The organism is Herbidospora daliensis (assembly GCF_001570585.1).
In the GTDB taxonomy this organism is placed as follows: Bacteria; Actinomycetota; Actinomycetes; order Streptosporangiales; family Streptosporangiaceae; genus Herbidospora; species Herbidospora daliensis.
Genome location: NZ_BBXF01000018.1, coordinates 4,987 through 5,369, shown reverse-complemented (window position 1 = coordinate 5,369; position 383 = coordinate 4,987). Strand labels below are relative to the sequence as shown.

Genomic DNA, 383 nt, shown 5'->3' with positions numbered 1-383 from the left:
CTACACAAACCGTTCCAAACACCAATGTCAAGCTGTAGTGAAGGTCCCGGGGTCTTTCCGTCCTGCTGCGCGAAACGAGCATCTTTACTCGTAGTGCAATTTCACCGGGTCTGTGGTTGAGACAGCGGGGAAGTCGTTACGCCATTCGTGCAGGTCGGAACTTACCCGACAAGGAATTTCGCTACCTTAGGATGGTTATAGTTACCACCGCCGTTTACCGGCGCTTAAGTTCTCACCTTCGCCCATTACTGGGCTAAGCGGTCCCCTTAACGTTCCGGCACCGGGCAGGCGTCAGTCCGTATACATCGTCTTACGACTTAGCACGGACCTGTGTTTTTAGTAAACAGTCGCTTCCCCCTGGCCACTGCGACCCCCACCAGCTC

At 54.6% G+C, this 383-nt stretch carries 1 other annotated feature (running past both ends of the window).

Annotated features, from left to right (window positions below):
* Positions 1 to 383, bottom strand: a sequence feature (mutual gap in cmsearch alignment for this rRNA model is longer than 100) (it extends past both window edges: 1,052 nt to the left, 2,687 nt to the right).